General features: G+C 59.0%; 12 protein-coding genes. 7 read left to right on the forward strand and 5 right to left on the reverse strand.

Annotated features, from left to right (window positions below; translation table 11 throughout):
• Window positions 1-286 precede the first annotated feature (286 nt).
• The 5 genes from TEP_RS07295 to TEP_RS07315 all read left to right on the forward strand — a co-directional run bounded on the left by TEP_RS07295 (window position 287) and on the right by TEP_RS07315 (window position 7,122).
• Window positions 287-1,606: an SIR2 family anti-phage-associated protein gene (locus TEP_RS07295; RefSeq protein ID WP_240790645.1), complete on the forward strand. Its 1,320-nt coding sequence runs from the start codon at window positions 287-289 to the stop codon at window positions 1,604-1,606.
• On the forward strand, window positions 1,603-3,348 hold the full coding sequence (gene herA, locus TEP_RS07300; protein ID WP_132824782.1) for an anti-phage-associated helicase HerA: 1,746 nt from the start codon (window positions 1,603-1,605) through the stop codon (window positions 3,346-3,348). Before TEP_RS07295 ends, herA begins: the two co-directional genes overlap by 4 nt.
• Window positions 3,349-3,551: 203 nt before the next feature.
• The gene (locus tag TEP_RS07305; protein WP_132824783.1) at window positions 3,552-4,364 is read left to right on the forward strand and encodes a hypothetical protein; all 813 of its coding nucleotides are present in this window, start codon (window positions 3,552-3,554) and stop codon (window positions 4,362-4,364) included.
• Between the two features lie 125 nt (window positions 4,365-4,489).
• Window positions 4,490-5,437 carry a hypothetical protein gene (locus TEP_RS07310; RefSeq protein ID WP_132824784.1) on the forward strand — a complete coding sequence of 316 codons (948 nt, stop codon included), beginning with the start codon at window positions 4,490-4,492 and terminating at the stop codon, window positions 5,435-5,437.
• A gap of 143 nt (window positions 5,438-5,580) precedes the next feature.
• Window positions 5,581-7,122, forward strand: coding sequence for a MobA/MobL family protein (locus TEP_RS07315; RefSeq protein ID WP_132824786.1), 1,542 nt, complete (start codon window positions 5,581-5,583; stop codon window positions 7,120-7,122).
• 822 nt (window positions 7,123-7,944) lie between these two features.
• On the opposite strand, the gene TEP_RS07320 is transcribed toward TEP_RS07315, so the two are convergent.
• The 4 genes from TEP_RS07320 to TEP_RS07335 all read right to left on the reverse strand — a co-directional run bounded on the left by TEP_RS07320 (window position 7,945) and on the right by TEP_RS07335 (window position 11,843).
• Complete coding sequence (locus TEP_RS07320) at window positions 7,945-8,415, reverse strand: hypothetical protein (protein ID WP_132824787.1); 471 nt, start codon at window positions 8,413-8,415, stop codon at window positions 7,945-7,947.
• A gap of 221 nt (window positions 8,416-8,636) precedes the next feature.
• Window positions 8,637-10,109, reverse strand: coding sequence for an XVIPCD domain-containing protein (locus TEP_RS07325; protein WP_132824788.1), 1,473 nt, complete (start codon window positions 10,107-10,109; stop codon window positions 8,637-8,639).
• On the reverse strand, window positions 10,106-10,744 hold the full coding sequence (locus TEP_RS07330; RefSeq protein ID WP_132824789.1) for a hypothetical protein: 639 nt from the start codon (window positions 10,742-10,744) through the stop codon (window positions 10,106-10,108). The genes TEP_RS07325 and TEP_RS07330 overlap by 4 nt, the downstream gene beginning before the upstream one ends.
• A 649-nt stretch (window positions 10,745-11,393) precedes the next feature.
• Entirely contained in the window at window positions 11,394-11,843 is a 450-nt protein-coding gene (locus tag TEP_RS07335; RefSeq protein WP_132824790.1) for a hypothetical protein, read from the reverse strand.
• Between the two features lie 639 nt (window positions 11,844-12,482).
• Here TEP_RS07335 and TEP_RS07340 point away from each other — a divergent pair.
• Window positions 12,483-12,890: a hypothetical protein gene (locus tag TEP_RS07340; protein ID WP_132824791.1), complete on the forward strand. Its 408-nt coding sequence runs from the start codon at window positions 12,483-12,485 to the stop codon at window positions 12,888-12,890.
• Between the two features lie 73 nt (window positions 12,891-12,963).
• Here the strand turns inward: TEP_RS07340 and TEP_RS07345 are convergent, their stop codons facing one another.
• Complete coding sequence (locus tag TEP_RS07345; RefSeq protein WP_132824792.1) at window positions 12,964-13,329, reverse strand: helix-turn-helix transcriptional regulator; 366 nt, start codon at window positions 13,327-13,329, stop codon at window positions 12,964-12,966.
• 520 nt (window positions 13,330-13,849) lie between these two features.
• Here TEP_RS07345 and TEP_RS07355 point away from each other — a divergent pair.
• A complete protein-coding gene (locus TEP_RS07355; RefSeq protein WP_132824794.1) occupies window positions 13,850-14,713 on the forward strand; it encodes a hypothetical protein in 864 nt (287 codons plus the stop codon).
• Window positions 14,714-14,729: the final 16 nt, after the last annotated feature.

Consider the following 14,729-nt stretch of genomic DNA (forward strand, 5'->3'; position numbering starts at 1 on the left):
GAGGCCATTGAGCTAAGCTCTGGCAAGCCATGGCTATGGAGAGCAAGTGATCATCTTCCGGGTATACGACATCGTATGGGACGTGGATGGGGCGTCGGTGGCGCTTCCCTCGCAAGTCAAGATCGCTTACGCAGACAGAGACTCCTTGCTGGACGCTCTATCCGATGCCTACGGGGTGGCTGGTCAAGGCCTTTAAAGTGGCTCGGCCTACAGGTGGCGGGAGACCGGCTTACACTGCGCTTAATTACAAGGGCTCACCTGTGCGCAGGGCAGGACAACGACATGGATGAAACAGGGGGTTGTTATGGGCATTACGGCGTATCGCGGCGGCAAGCCGATTACGGACGAGCTTGAGCTGCAGGCGTATCTCGCATCTCTTTTACGACTGGAGAACGTTGGTCTGCTGCTGGGGGCGGGGGCGTCCTGCTCAGCAGGGGGCCAGACGATGAGGATGCTGTGGAGCAGATTCCTGGTAGGCAGTTCGGTTGAGGCAGACTGGCTTTTGTCCAAGGGGTTCATCACGGATGACGAAAAGAGATTGCCGTTGCCACCGCTTCCGCCCCCGGCGCCAGGTGTTCCGGTTGTTCCGACCAATCCATTCATCCCGCCCCCTGTTGCCAGCTTGCCCAACTTCGAAGTCCTTCTGGACAGGCTTGAGATCGCCATTCTGGAATGGGGGCGACAAGGCAGTTCGGAACTCGTTCAGGCACATAAGGTAAGGTCGGCCCTGTTTAGAGCCGTCGTCAATGCAGCGACGCTGAAGGAAGATTGGTGGAAGTCTCCTTTGGGTGCGGACTTGGCTGACGAGCTGTCGGCCCACCGCTCAATCCTCCAAAAGCTCACTGCAGCCCGACAGCCCGGCCAGCCAGCGCCCTGGGTCTTTACGACCAACTATGACTTGGCCATCGAATGGGCGGCGGAGTCGGTGGATCTTCAGGTCATCAATGGCTTCTTGGGCGTGCACAGCCGCCGTTTCTCACCCCAGAGCTTCGACCTCGGGTTCCGCAATGCCCAGGCTAAGGGAGAAGCTCGTTTCGGCGTCTACAACATCTACTTGGCCAAGCTCCATGGATCGCTGACCTGGAAAGAGGTTGACCACAGCTTGTATGAGGTGCCGGCATCTGAAGCTTGGCGCGATATCGATGAGTTCTTGACCGGGTTCGCAGACAAGCTGAGCTACTTGGTCCTTCCGCGCGCAGCCAAGTATCTTCAGACCGTCGGCTATGTAATGGGCGAACTGCTGCGACGATTCGCAGAGTTCATGGCCCGCCCGCAGACGGCGCTCATCGTCAATGGCTATGGTTTTGGCGATGAGCACATCAACCGGCTCATCCGCTCTGCGTTGCTCAATCCCACTCTTCAGGTAGTCGTGTATTTGCCTGAGTTCATGGGAGACCCCGCAGCGGCGGACCTTCCGCAAACCGTGCGAAGACTCCTTGCTCTTCAGACGCCGCGCCTGACCATCGTTGGTGGTGGAAGTAGGGCTTTCACCAGCGCGTTAGCAAATGATCTTCCAGACCCAACGGTCTACGATCAGGAACTGGCAGATCTGCGCAGGCGACTGATGCCTGAGAAGCCGGACGGAACCGAGGACGACGCGCCATGAGGAGTCGCCAGGCCATAGGCTATGTTGTCCAAATCGACGGCGTGGATATCACGCTGAACCTGATGGACGTCCATAGGGGGCAGTTGGCTGCTCACGTGCATGGCGTCTCGGTCGTCACTGAAGTCGGCAGCCTTCTAGGGATTGAATCTGGTGGGCGCCTGCTGGTGATGAAGGTTCAATCCCTGTCGTTCGCCGAGCCTAAAGAGGTTCACCGGTTCGGACTTTCAGGAACTTCGGTTTCCTCCGAGCCCCTGCGACATTTAACGGGGCTGGTGGTTGGTCGGCTGCGCCGTGAGGCCGGACGGTTAGTGTTCGTTTCGGATTCGCTTTCCTCGCCGGCGTTGGGGGCTGAGGCCTTTCCGCTCACCGATGACGAGCTCTCATCGATTCTTGGCGGTTCGGTTGCTACACCGGCAGACATCCACTTAGGTGATGACCTCCGAGGCGGTGGTCGTCTGACCGTGGACCTACAGAGCCTGGTCTCCAGGCATGTGGCGGTCCTTGGCAGCTCAGGGCAAGGCAAGAGCTGCTTCACTGCTGCGGTGCTCCAGCAGGTCGCGAAGATGCCTAAGGCGCGTGTCGTCATCTTTGATATCAACGGTGAATACGAAGACGCCTTCCCTGCGGATAACTATCCGCCGAACGCTATCAAGGTGACTCGTATCGGTGGGTCGGATTCGGAGAGCTACCGCATCCCTTACTACGCATTGGGGCGTCTTGGCCTGCAACGCCTATTGTTGCCAAGTGACAAGACGCAACGGCCCGCACTGACCTTTGCCTTGGATCACCTCAACCAAGTGAAATGGTTCCCCGGGGCCGGTGGCGTGGGCCTAGCGGTAGACACGCAAGCGTCGCTGTTCGACGACTGTAGAAGTGATCGCGTCTTTGAGGCCCAAGCCATCATCAACAGCCTGCGGGCGGGGACAGCGCCATTGGCCACGTCATGGCCTCCCATGCTGGCACTCGGTCCTTTGATTGCGGATAGCCACGCCATTGCCCCAGCAAGGGGCTCGCTCGAACGCAATGCCTGGAACTACGGCAACATTGCACCTCTCATTACACGAATTGCCCGTTTCACTGACGATGAAATGTTCAAAGACGTCGTTAACGTGGATGGCGGTTTGGGCAGCGGTGGGCCGCTCAGTTGGCGAGATGAGTCTAGAGCCGTCGTGGAACGGCTGTTTGGCGGGGACGAAGTGGAGTGGCGGGTGCACATCGTTGACCTCCGTCGGGTATCGCACGATCTCACTCCGTTTGTCTTGGGGGCCGTCTTGGAACTCTATGCATTCGAGCTCTTTAGTCGTGGCCAAGAGAACAAACGAGAGACCCTGTTGGTGCTGGAGGAGGCGCACCACTACCTACGCCAGTTGGGGGCCGGCGATGAAGCCGTGAACAATGCCTTGGCCTACGAGCGCTTAGCCAAAGAGGGGCGTAAGTTCGGACTGGCGCTCTGGTTGAGCACCCAACGGCCATCGGAAATCTCCCCCACTGTTCTTTCGCAATGCAACACCTGGGTGTCGTTCCGGCTGTCGTCGGAGAAGGACCTTTCGGCCATTCAGTCCGCCAGTGAGTGGGCTGACAAACGGGAAGTCCGGCGCATTGCTGGTCTAGCCCGTCAGAACGCCTTGGCCTTTGGTGGCAGCCTACAGATGGCCACCCTGATCAAGGCTCCGACTGCGGACCCGCTGCCTCGTTCGGAAGACGGGCGCTTCAACCAGTGGGCTTGTAGGGTTGACGAATGATGCAACCGCGCCCTTGGCGGCCTAAGTTGCCGAGTGGCTTGTAGATAGCGCCTTATGAGTGGATAAAGGATTGCTAAAGCGGGCCGATAGATATGCTATCTGCAACCTTAGTGTGGGCCTGTCCTGCCTGTCTCAAGTTTGCGTAGAAGGATTTCATGAGCTTTTGATTGCCCGAAACACCATGGAGAAGGAGAATGGAAATGATGAGCAAGGACGATTGGGATGTGTTGTGTGCGCAAGTAACTGAGGAGATGACTTCACACGTCAAGCGCTTTGCAGTTCCGCTGACTATGAGTGAGGAGCACGGGTCAGGCGTTGCGTGGGGATCGGGCACCTACATCTCGCTGGGGCGGGATACTTGGATCCTGACCGCTGAGCATGTCTTAAGCAATGTTCCAGAAGGGGGGCGTCTCGCCCATCTTCCTAAAGATGGGGGGGATTACAATGCAGCGTTCGGAAGGCCAGAAGTCGCCGGATGGCCTGTAGATGCGGCAGCCCTTCCGATCTACCCAGATCCGCAATTTTTGCCTGAAGCGGCTAGGGTCACGTCATCCATTGCTGAAAGCTACTCGCCGGTCGATGAGGAGCTCCTGTTCTTCTATGGTTTTCCTGGGTATACGGTAGAGCGGAACGATCCACGTCAGAAAGACAAGCAGATTGTATCTCGATTCAACCATCTGACGGTTTCGGGCAAACCGATGGTCTCGCAAGCTATCGGTCCAGAGGTGAGTCTGGCTGCATCCAACTTTGATCCCAACGCCCACGTTGCTGTTCACTATCCATTCGCTGCACAGCGTGCTAAGGACGGCGTCGTAGTGCCGTTACCGAATGCTGCTGGCATGAGTGGAAGCGCTCTTTGGGATACCAAGTTTGTTGACTGTATTAAAAAGGGAATTTCTTGGACTCCAGAATACGCTGAGATCTGTGGAGTCGTGTGGGCTGTGCTCGACAATCCGGAGGTCATCTTTGCCACCAAGATCGAATGCGTCCGTGCGGGGCTGCCAGAGGTCTTCTAGGCTTTGATGGCCCGGTTGCGTGTGGTTCTAGACCCTGATTTCAGTGCGCTGTTATCACGGTCGCGTGTCTCGCCGTTTCAATGGTTAGAGTGTTTCTTTCTTCCGAAGGAATATGGGTGATATAGATGGAAGAGGTTGCTAATGGAGTAGGTTTCAAGGATCGTCCGATTGTGCCTTTGGGCGTCACCATGGTGGTGTTGGACACTTCTGCGGTGCGACAACTAATTCATGAGCCGGGCGTTACCTGGGATGCATGTTTCAAAAGAATGTCGGAAGACGGATACTCGTTTAGCTTGGCTGAAGTTGCGGCATTCGAGCTCGTTTCTCAGGTTCAACGAGGATCCATTTCTATCGAGGATCATTCGACTCTGATGGTAAGGCTGACCTCGTTCCTCAACCCCGAAGCGCCCGTGCTTCCTTCATACTGCGATGTGATGGGAATGATCGGGGCTGGGGAGTTCAATGAGCTCGAAACACGCATCTTGATTGCGACAGCGTGGAGCATGTTGAATTCAGACTTCTCCTCTCAGGACTACGCCCCCGTCCTGACGGACGAGATGCGAGAGGAAGAGGTGGACGAATGGGCTGGCTTCCTTAAAGACGTGATGGAGCATGTATGGTGCTCGGGACTTGATGTTTCCCAGGCAACTCCGGAAGTAGCGGCAGAGGCTCTTGCTGTCGCCGCTGCGGATTCGCTGGACAGGACGGGCCCCGTAGTTCCGGGGATGAGTGTTCGGCAGCACCTTGAGGTCAGGTATCGCTTCAGGCAGGCGGCTCGCAGTAGGTTGGACAAGAGGCCCTACAACCCCGCTTCTGCCAAGAAAAAGAACGATGCTATGGACCTGAGTATGTATTCGTATTTAACCCTTCCGGCGTTCGTTGTCACGAGGGATAAAGGGTTTATGTCTAAGCTCGCTAGCATTGAGAGCTTTCAGCGCGACTGGTTTAAGTTGCCGGAGGAATTGGCTGACGGTTGGAGGCGAGGTGAGCGTCCCACGCCGCAATGGCCAGCCACAGAGTGGATTGAGAAAGAGAAGGAACGGACTTTGCTGGATTTTTTGGTCCCAAGGTAATCGTACACTGAGGAGCAAGAGCGCACTTAGGCGTTCCTGCGGAACGCGTGCGCCAAGGGCTTCGCCCCTGGGACCCCAAGCCTCTGCGAGGCTTGCCAAAAGCAAAAGCTGATCCATAAAGACTCCTGTTTTCAGGAGTTTTTATGGCTATCTTCCACACATCAATCAAAACCTTCAGCCGCGGCCGCGGCCAGTCGGCCGTCGCTGCGGCGGCCTACCGGGGCGGGCTGCTGCTCATGGACTTGCTCACCGGGCAGCAGCATGACTACCGCCGCCGTAGTGGCGTCGTTGAGAGCTTCTGCCTCGCCCCGCCTGACGCCCCCCCGTGGGCCTTGGACCCTCGGGAGCTCTGGGCAGTCGCAGAGGCTGCGGAGCGGCGGAAAGACTCGACTGTGGCGAGGGAGTTTGAAGTCTCCTTGCCCCATGAGCTATCCGAAGAGCAGCGGGCGCACTTGGCGTTTGTCATCGCCGACGCACTGGTCGGGCGTTATGGGTTCGCTGTCCAAGCCAGCATCCATTCGCCTGGGACGCCTGATGGGCTCAACCACCATGTCCATATCCTGGCAACCACACGCCGCATCGGTTCGGAGGGATTCGGTGAAAAGACCAGGGAGCTGGACGTGGGGCCCTCAGGTAAGGTGCAAGTGCAATGGATTCGGGAAATGGTCGCAGCGGCAACCAACGCGCACTTGGAGGCGGCTGGGCTTACCGACACGATCGACCACCGCAGCCTGGCCGAACAAGCTCGGTCGGCGATAGAGCGGGGGGATGATCTGGCAGCTGCGGCGCTTTCGCGCGAACCGACCCAGCACCTAGGCAAGCATGCTGCGGCCCTAGCTGGGAAGGGTGTGGCGACCGACAAGGCAAGCACGAACGACCAGATCGCCGAAGAAAATCGGGAGCACTATGACTTCCTCGTGCGCAAAGCCGGGCTGGAAGGAAAGCCTGCCCCAGTGCCTGGCCAAGAGGCCGCGAAGCAAAGTGGTCGAGTGCTCAATGCCGCAACTGCAGGGCTACCTGGGGGGCTGGAGATGCGAGGCGTATCCGGGGTCCGGCTGCACAACCTGCTCCTTTCGTCTCACGGGCATACGCCGGAACCGACGCCCGTCAGCCTTGCCGAAAAGATTCTCGATGCACTGCGCGACGTGGAAGAGATTTCCCGGGCTAGGGCAGACTTGGCCATGGAGAAGGTTCGCGATGCCTTGAGGTGGGCTCAGCGACAGCTTTCTTCTCAAGAAGAATCCCGCGAGCTTCGGCAGTGGATCACGGAGGCTGTGGTTCAGATCCGTGCCCTCAAGCACCTCATCATTGGACGGGCTCGCAGGCTGCTTAACGTGAAGAGTGCAACCAGGCTGCGTCACATGGCCGAGCAGGAGTGGGAACGGTTCAACGCCGATTGTCCGCCGGGGTCAACGAGATACTCGAGGTCGGAGTGGACACTGCGCCGAGGGCGGCGACTTTCGGTTCTCGAGAAACATACAGCCGAGTTGAAGGTGGCTCAGGAGAGGGCATCGGAGAGGGAGCTGAGCGCTATCGATGCCGAAATCCTTGCGAAGGCTGAGCTGCTTGCAGCGTTGCCCCATCCCTCACAGGTGGCGGCTCCTAAGCTCGCTGAGCCGAAGCAAGTGGCCTCGAGCGTCTTGGGTTCCGTCCCGTCGGTCCCCCGAGGGCCAACGTTCCACTGACCCTGCAAAGAACAGGCCCCGCGAATGCGGGGCTGTTGTTCAATGGGGGGCGATGCCCACCGATGGTTTTCGAGCTGGCAGTGGTTTCGCTGGCGGAAGGCCGCGAGACGCACGCCAAGCATCGGGTGAAGGGAAGCTTATCGGCACTTGGCTGCGGTCCACGCTCGCCGCTTGCGATACAGTGCTTCTCGTAGGAGAGTAGGCGAGGGGCTGACCTCCCGGGCCTCCCTGCGACTCGGCGAATCGACGCAACAGTAGTCTTGCGACATCCAGTGCATGTTGAACATCCAACTCACGCTCAGCAGCGTTGCGGGTGTTGTTTTCAGGCAGCAAGGCTTGAAGAACCTGGCTGGCGATACGAAGTTCGACGTTTGCTGGCATTTTTAAGTCATCTGGTGAATGGTCTTCACATCGAAGCACCCAGACGGAAATGCGCAAGCCTCTGATGATGCAGCGCGTCACACATTTGCCGTTTGGATGCCTTGCCTTAAGCGTCGAGAGTTGCTGCGTTTTAGTCGTGCCTGGCTGGGTTGCTTTCCGGCGCAAGCTTGACCAACCAATGGCCTCCCGGAGCGCCTGCGGGTTCAGGAGGTCGAAGTGCAACGCCACCCCGAGCCCATCTATGTGCGTGCCCGGAGGTGGATCGGCAGGCTTTCCTCCGGCTATGATTGGGGAAACATTGAAAGGAAACCTGCCCAGCAGGCTTTCTGCAACGGTTTGAAGGGGTTGGGTCGAAGGTGATCCGATCCCACTCTCTCCGCCAAGAATGCAAAAACGCCCCGAAAGGGGCGTTTGCATTTGTGCAGCAACGACACAATGTCGTCAGAACGCAGGCTCGATCACCGGAGAAGAATCAACCGTCGGATAGGAAAGCCGATACTTCCGCGTGGTGTCCACATCCACGAGGATCTCGATGGAGCGTCGCCTGGCGATCGCAGCCTTGGTCACGCCCAGCGCGCACAGGCCGGAGGCCTCAAGCACCGTTGCGGTCATCAGATGCCGACCTGGCTTCAAGGCAAACGTCACCGTTTCAGCAGTGTTGAGATGGGCGGCCATCTTTTCGTCAACCATGACGCCCACGGCGCACATTCCGTTGATCGCACCTATATCGCGTGTCACTACGACATTGCCGGTTGAAGGCCCCTGATCGGCCAGGGGGAATACCCGCTCAGCGGGCACTGGCCTTACGTCAGCGACCTCGGGCTGCCGAGTAGGCAAGGCGCAGCTCGTGGCCAGTAGTGGAACGGTGCACATCGCGGTACGCATCATGATCTTGGCGGTTCTGCGATACATGCTTCCCTCCCTGTAGAAAAGACCTGTCCCAGCGCGAAAGCTCGCTCTGTTGGCGCGACTTTACAGGAAGCTGAGGTACCCTCGTCCATGGCTCTACAGGAACGTCGGTTTTCGCCAGCAGGTCGCCTTAAGTAACTCTGAGTTTGACTATCAGACGGGTGTTTCGCTGATGAATTCTGCCGGGAGGGGTATCGATCCACACCGCCTTCGAATGACTGTATTCAGCCCATGCGCATCGCTGCTTGCGTCTGCTCCTGGGCGTGGTCGTGCTGCGCGACCTGCTGAGCCTGCGAAACTTGCTCGACCTTGGCGAGCGAATGCTCTACGGGCGTGTTGACCGCCTCGCTGACCGCCACCGATGCGCGCAGGTGTGCCGGGTTGTTGAGTTCGCCCTGCACGACGAACATGCGCGGGCCAGACTCGTTGCTGGGCGGGTTGCCCAGTACCACATGATCCACGCGCTCCAGGCGGTTGCTCTTGGCCGTTGCCAGCAAGCTGGCTGTTACCCGCTCACTGGTTTCATCGAAGCTGCGCCCGTGCTTGGCATCCACGGCGGATACGCCGTCGCGAATCTGCCGGTAGAGCGAATGGTCGGGGTGGCCTTCCTTCCTGGGATCCAAGCCTGCCTTGTCCAAGGTGGATTCGATGCTTTGCTGCAACGGGCTCTTGGGAGAGAAGCCCGGATTGCTGAGAGAGGGAGAGCCCTTGTCAGTTGCGTCCTGTGCCATTCGCTCACCGGGTTTGAGCGCAATGCGGGGCTGCTGCTCCGCTTCGGCCTCGCGGCGAGCGTATGCGCCTGCATCCTCGGTGCCACGCACGTAATTGATCCCGTCGCGCAGGAGGCCAGGTCCACCGCCTGCAAGCACCGTGACTCCCGCGCGCAGTTGATGGATGTCACTGCGATAGTCGGCAATCCGGCGCAGGTCTTCAGGATCTGTAACCCGGGCATTGGGGTCATCCAACACGGACTGCACTGGCCCCTTGTCGGTCATGCGGTCAAGGAAATGAACCAGTCGATGGGAGTCACCCAGCTGGACCGCCACGGCAGCGGAGATGGCGTGGCCGCTCCTCAATCCGGGTGCTATGAGGGACGCGACGCGTTGGCCCTGCTCGGCATTGCGAAGAACCTCGAGTTCCTTCGGGAGCGCGTACATCTCAACCTTGCCGTAGTGCGGGCCGCCAGCGCTGACCAGGTCGCCTGCCATCACATGGTTGGTGAAGGGCGCCGCATTGGCGGGTTGGCCTTCGGGCATGCGGTACGCCAACCCGGCAGCACCGTAAGGATTGAAGGCATCGCCAGGGAGGTTGTAATGGTGTGCAGTGATCTGTGCGAGCGCGCCACCCAGTGAATGGCCGGTGACGTACACTGGGCCATCTCCATTTTCTTCAGCCTGTCTGACCGCCTGTTTGGTCAATGCAAGGGCATCGCCGAGCTGTGCGTTGACTTTAGCGGTGACCATCGCAGCGTCGGTGCCGCCGTCAATCAATGCCTGCCGATCGAACTCAGTGCCTCGATGGGCGACGATGATCTCCTTGGACTCAATGTTGCGATACACGGTCCCTTGATATCCGGTGCTGGAATTCCGTGTGGCCAGGACCTCGTACTCGATTCCCGCAATGGTGACAAAGTCGCCGTCTGAAGAAGGGGTTTCGTAGGCTGCGTTTGAGAGTGTAGCGTTCGTTATTGAATTCATGGAACGTCTCCTTCAATCCTTTGGGAGATCTCTACAGGAAAATATTTCTGGCGTTCATCCTGTGTGAGCTTCTGAAACAGAGTGTGGGACTTGCTGTTCGCTCGCTCAGGTGTCTGCCCTGGGAACACGGGTTTTAGTGCCTTCTCTACGTATGTAATGGCGCGTCCTTCAACTTCGATCTTTGGGAAGAACGCGGGAACAGAGGCTTTGATTGATCGGCCGTCGACGATGAGGGCGAACGAGGCCTGTACGAAGCTTGGCGTCCATCTGCATGGTCCGCGCCCGTAATAGTCAGCAACCTCCATTGCATCTTTGAACACTGTGCTGCGGAACTCGGTTGCACTGACGCGTTGCACCGGAAACTCAACTGACTGCCGTTGCGGGGCGTACTGCACGCCCTCGTAGTTGTTGATCGGCGGGAGGCAGAGCGGGTCTATCTCGTAGGAGACGAGGACCGTGGGAATTGGCATCTCCACGGGAGCATCGTCCACCCGGATCACAATCGGCAGCGCATCCTTCGGGGCGGGATTCTCGCGATAGACCGGGTATGAGCGTTCCTTGTTGCAGCCCGGAACGGCCAGGGTGATCAACGCGATCAATGCCACGTGTGGAAGAGCTGGAAGAAATTTCAGCATGAGCGGTCCATGTCGCTGATTGAAGTACTACGGGGGTAGGCTTGTACAGGGCGACTACGGAGCGTGGTTCTCAAAGCGTGAAACCGCAGACAGGGCTTGCCTGATCGCTTGTGGGCCCGACACGGGGTTCCTTTGTGGGACACGGCGCCTTGCGCCAGACCTGGGGCAGACGCGACAGCCCTGGTCTCGCTGACTGTTCATTTCCATGGCCTTCATCCATCCGACCCGATGATTCGGGGCTTTGCGAGACGATGTTCACCGGCGCTCCATTGCTCTGCGTCATCTGACTATACGGCCCGCATCGGTTGGGCTCCAAGGTCTCGACCCTTCATGCCAAGGTATGAGCGCTGGATCACACATTCAGAATGCCTTACCCCATGGCTATTTTCCGATGGCGGCGCAGATGATTGAGGCGCGACAGCCTGCGGAGCCATTCGGACGTCTACGGCAATGCGTACCCGCAGAAGTTGGCCCATTCCGTCGTCATGCGGCGCCTCTTCACCAGCACTGAGCCTCGCTTGAGGGCGGCCTGGCCTTGTCGTAGATCTGGCGCGCTTGACGGTCTCGGACAGGACGTCCGGGGAGTCGGGGTAGAACCCACCTGTCGCAGCGACCTACGAGCAGTCGCTGACGGTTCAAGAGCGTTGGTTCAGGCGCGTTGAACCTTCCGCCCCTTGACGAGCCGCGCCGTGGCCAGCCCCAGCGCTACCAGTCCTGAGGCAATGGCCAGCCATAGCATCAACAGTGAATTATCAGTATCTCCGGCGGCCACCGCCACGGACGGATCGTGGAGGTAATAGCGGATATCAATCTCCTCGGCCTCGTCGGAAGCGCGCATCTGATTGCCGAGCCTGTTGGATACCGCAATCTTCTCCCCCCGCTCCTGGCCGTCTTCAGTTTCGAACTCGACATTCAGGACGAAATTGTTCTCTCGCCCCTTTCGCTCGTCCCAGGTGACTTCGGTGACCAAGCCCACGGCATCCCGCCCGTCGAGCCCGTCGGTAAGGGCATGGCGATGATGGTCTTTGTAGGCCACCACAGAGAGTGCGATAGCCACACCAGCGGCGACGAGAATGTTGCGCCAGGAAGTGAAATTCACGGTCAACTCCAAATCGATTGAAGCAGGCGACCTTACTGACATGAGCGGTAGCGGACTTGATGGCCGTGGAGTAAGCGCGTCACTTGGTGGCCTTTGAGCCCTTGCGGTGGAAGCGTTTTCTGTAAGTATCCACGACACCTTGGCGGGTCGACACACCAAGCGCAGACGGGGCAGATTGCGACGTTCTGCGCATTGAGGATAGGTGTGCCCGTATCTCGCAGCGTTTCGCGCGGTACGTGTCGCTTTTGACAACACGCTGCGTATGGCCCGTCCAGATCCTCAGCGGTTTCTGGTATGCAAAGTGCGCCATTCAATGCGCAAGTCGGCATCTCATGACGCAACATCCGCAAGTACGCACTGATACAAGCTTTCCTTGCTTTTCATCGCCGTCGCAACGAGTCAACCATGGCCTCGCCAAGGCACCTGCCTAGGCCGGGATTGGCGTCCCGAACTTACGTATCACTACGGATCGTGTTGCAGCCGCAACTGCAATCACGACAATGCACCGTCTGCCAGTCCATGGCGGGCGGTGCGTGGGGATCTCTCGATCCGCCGGCTTTAGTGGTACGTATCCGGCACGCCAACCCGCACCGTCCGCCACCTTGCATCTGCAGGTGGCCACACCGCGAGGTTGCTGCCATGTCTGACCTGCTTCCCGACTATCCTCGTCTGCACGCGCTGCTCGGCGATGCCGTGCGCGATCTTCCCAATGCTCTTGCCGAAAAGATGGAAGACGCACTCAGTGATGCCGCCGAGTCCGCGCCTCCGTCGGCGTTCTTCACGTTCCTGCAAGGCCACGGCAAAGGCCATCGTGCGGACGGCACACCGTGGTCCGAAAAACGCCTCACGCCCGGTCGCGCTTTCGACTTGGCCTTGGCTACCCGCAGTGCCTCGGGCATCACCGCGCTTGCTGCCATGTTGCACGCCGCACACGTAGCACGGGAGAACGACGATCCGGGCTCCTATCCGTCGGCAGCGCTGGTCGATGGTCTGTTTGATGCCTGCGAGGCGCTGTCACTACAGATAGAGCGCTGCCTTGACCCTTGATTCACAGGTGCGCCGCAACGGGAAGGGTGGGGACTTCCAACGTGGTCCCCATGCCTGCGGTTCAAGCGCCGTGCTAGTCGCTGTCGCTGTCGCTTTCTGCTTGCTCTGTGCCGTTCGACCGCTTCGCCCGCTCTTTCAATTCCGTCGCCAATCGTCGCTGTTCTGCGTGCGGCATCCGGGCGGCGGCGAGAATGACACTGGCCAGTACATCGCTATCAGCCAAGAGATAGGCGAGAGGAACGCCCAGTTCGGCAGCCATCTTGCCGGCAGTGGCAAAGTCCGGCTCCGACGTGCCCTGTTCGTAACGTGTCACCCGGCTGGACACCACATCCTCAGACAAGCCAATGCGCCGGCCCAGCTCCCGCTGGGAAATGCCCATCGCCAAGCGCGCTTCTTTGAGGCGCTTGGTGAACTGGTCTCGGAGAGGTGTGGGGGACATTGCCCGCCTAGGCGCAGCCTGTAACGGTCTACAGGATGGCAATCACCCCACAATTCGTATGCTACATTATTTGTAGCATAGTGGGTCGGAGTAGCGTATGAAGCCGTCTCCGCAGCCAGCGTCGCCTGGCAGCACAAAATCGACAATCTGCCTTGCCTGCGGATACCGCGGCCCGATGGCCATCCGCAATCGCCGCGGGCATTGGTCTAGCTCCGGGTGGGCATTCACGCTTCTCGCGCTGCTTGGCGGTGCAGTTGGTTTCTTATTGATGGGCGTCACCGGGATGCTGGCCATGTCGATACTGATCGGCATTGTGGGTGCACTCGCGGTCAGCCCGGCATCTGCGTACCACTCCTGCCCGCAGTGCCACGTCGATCTGCAGTGGCGGTGAAGGTGTCAACTGGCACGGCGATGGAGGTGCGTAGGAAAATTCTGATCGTGGGCGGGTAGTGATGACGTTCCTGTCCCGTTGATCGGCCTTTGCCTATAGTGGAGCCAAACCCCGCAATGGAATGGCCCGATGCCCCCGATGTCCTCCGGCCGGTGCCTGGCACTCGCAATCGCCGTCGCTGTGAGCGCCAGTGCCTGCGCACGACCGCCATCCACCGAACACGAAAGGAATCCCACCATGCCTGGCGCAACGCAGACCGGCCGCACCCTCAACGGCCACACCTACACCGACGCGCCCGTGGACGTGAAGCTGGGGCCGAATACTTTCCGTATCCCCGCCAACTATCTGGACAGCCAGATTGCGCCTTGGCCCGGTGAAGGCGTTTCGCTGGTCATTGAATGGCCGGACATGACGCCGACGTTGCCGGGGGCGCGGGCTAATCCAAGGACCAATGATTTCCGCAAGGAAATTTCCGTTCGGATCAATTACGTTGATCGCGTTCCCATCGAGGGCTTGATGGAGCGCTACGCGTCCAACGAGGCTCTTACCGAGGCGGATTCGGTGGAACGCGGAGATCCCAGGGATAGGCTCGATCTCCGAATCCCGCTGGCTGAGACGATGGGATTGACGCCGTACGCCATCGACGAGGCGGCAATGAAGGAGTTCGCAAAGCGCTACGAGGCGCGATATGGGAAGGCTCCCGTCCGGAATCCAGCTTACGAAAGGGACTGGTACGTCGCACGCCAGGCCGATGGCCGGATCAGCACGTTCATCAAGTGTGATGCCGAGGGCTTTCGTCAGGACGGCGTGCGGCTGGAGGGTGATCAGGTGATCAGCGTGCAAGGTGAGGTTGCCGCCGGCTGTGTTCACTACTTCGTGGATGGTGACAACAAGCTCTCCGTTACCCTGGACTACAAGAGAGCCTTCCTGAAGGACTGGAAGCGTATGGAAGACGCTATCAGAGATGTCATCACGCGCACCCGATCCAATTGATCCAAGGAAGGATTCA

It is taken from the genome of Stenotrophomonas sp. TEPEL, from assembly GCF_004348785.1.
Lineage (GTDB): Bacteria > Pseudomonadota > Gammaproteobacteria > Xanthomonadales > Xanthomonadaceae > Stenotrophomonas > Stenotrophomonas indicatrix.

Coding starts and splice junctions, on each gene's coding strand:
- TEP_RS07295 (WP_240790645.1), top strand. CDS start 287: ATGAAACAGGGGGTTGTTATGGGCATTACGGCGTATCGCGGCGGCAAG.
- herA (WP_132824782.1), top strand. CDS start 1,603: ATGAGGAGTCGCCAGGCCATAGGCTATGTTGTCCAAATCGACGGCGTG.
- TEP_RS07305 (WP_132824783.1), top strand. CDS start 3,552: ATGAGCAAGGACGATTGGGATGTGTTGTGTGCGCAAGTAACTGAGGAG.
- TEP_RS07310 (WP_132824784.1), top strand. CDS start 4,490: ATGGAAGAGGTTGCTAATGGAGTAGGTTTCAAGGATCGTCCGATTGTG.
- TEP_RS07315 (WP_132824786.1), top strand. CDS start 5,581: ATGGCTATCTTCCACACATCAATCAAAACCTTCAGCCGCGGCCGCGGC.
- TEP_RS07320 (WP_132824787.1), bottom strand. CDS start 8,415: ATGTATCGCAGAACCGCCAAGATCATGATGCGTACCGCGATGTGCACC.
- TEP_RS07325 (WP_132824788.1), bottom strand. CDS start 10,109: ATGAATTCAATAACGAACGCTACACTCTCAAACGCAGCCTACGAAACC.
- TEP_RS07330 (WP_132824789.1), bottom strand. CDS start 10,744: ATGCTGAAATTTCTTCCAGCTCTTCCACACGTGGCATTGATCGCGTTG.
- TEP_RS07340 (WP_132824791.1), top strand. CDS start 12,483: ATGTCTGACCTGCTTCCCGACTATCCTCGTCTGCACGCGCTGCTCGGC.
- TEP_RS07345 (WP_132824792.1), bottom strand. CDS start 13,329: ATGTCCCCCACACCTCTCCGAGACCAGTTCACCAAGCGCCTCAAAGAA.
- TEP_RS07355 (WP_132824794.1), top strand. CDS start 13,850: ATGCCCCCGATGTCCTCCGGCCGGTGCCTGGCACTCGCAATCGCCGTC.